General features: G+C 61.4%; 1 protein-coding gene. It reads right to left on the reverse strand.

The genetic code is table 11. The features are described from left to right. Positions 1-1,109: hypothetical protein (locus tag KO481_RS42595; protein WP_215924467.1), on the reverse strand; the 1,109-nt coding region annotated here is incomplete at its 3' end. Between the last annotated feature and the right edge of the window lie 141 nt (positions 1,110-1,250).

Raw genomic sequence — 1,250 nt, forward strand, 5'->3', positions numbered from 1 at the left:
CCGCCTCCGCCTCCGCCTCCGCTGCTGCTTCCGGAGCCACTGCTGCTTCCGGAGCCACTGCTGCTGCCGCTGCTGCTTCCGGAGCCGGATCCGCTGCCGGATCCGCTGCCGGATCCGCTGCTGTTTCCGGAGCCTTTTGCGTCGGCGGTGTTGGGGTCGGTGATGACCGGGATGCTCTTGACGATGGCGGCCAGGCCGCCGGCGTAGCCCTGGCTGGAACTGGTTGTGTCCCACCAGGTGTCGACATCGCTCAGGGTGCTGTGGGTGCCGCCGCTCCAGGTCCAGTTCTTGTCACCGGTAGCAGCGGTGTTGGTAGTCGTGACGGGATAGATGCTGCCGTCGCCGTAGCCTTCGTCGGCACCGTCCGTCGACCAGGTGGGTATCTGCTGGTGCACGTACCACAAGAATTCGACCGTGTTCGCGATCGAGTTGTACATGTTCTGCATGGACGTGCCCATGGTCTGCGCCGCGGTCACATAATTTGTGACCGCGGTCTTTGCGGTCGATGCCGCCGAGCCACTCCAGGTGTTGGGGCCGAAGACGTTGCTCATCGTCGACTGGAACGTGAAGACGCCGTTGTTCCACGTCTGATACAGCGTCTGCCACTCACCGGCCAACCACCCGACGGTGCCGTTCCACTTATTGATGATGTCGTTGATATTCGCGAAATCCGGCAGATCCGTGAACAGGCTGCTCGGCTCGGGCGGGACACTGATCGAAGAGTCCGCGGAGACACCACTGCCGACACCCGTCGCATACACCGGCGTGGTCCACTGGTTGTTGGTGGCCGCGACCGATGTGACACTGGCCAGACTCACCGGAGTGCCCGAGGACGGCACTGTGAACAAATTCGCGTTATCGATCTCGGCACCCTTGTACTTCTGGGCCGCGACATTGAAGGTGTCACCCATATCGGTGAGGATCTGCTGATGATTCTGCAGATCCGTCACGAGATCATTCAGCTTCTTGTTGAAGACCGTGAACAGATTCGCCAGACTGGCAAAACTCGTAGTCCACGTCCCCGACTGACCACTTATCGACCAGTTCTTGGTGATCGACAATGCCGTCGGCAACGGTGTCATGCCCTGCGCCGCCGTGATCAACCCCATCACGGTCCCCAACAACGCCTCACACGCCTTAGCGGCCGTTCCCAACACGGACGGATCCAGAGTGAGCGAACCATCGTTCGCCCCTTTCAGCAGTCCGGCCCAGTCGGTGCCATCGCTACCGCTGCCAGACATGACACTCCT

It is taken from the genome of Nocardia albiluteola, from assembly GCF_018860155.1.
GTDB lineage: Bacteria > Actinomycetota > Actinomycetes > Mycobacteriales > Mycobacteriaceae > Nocardia > Nocardia albiluteola.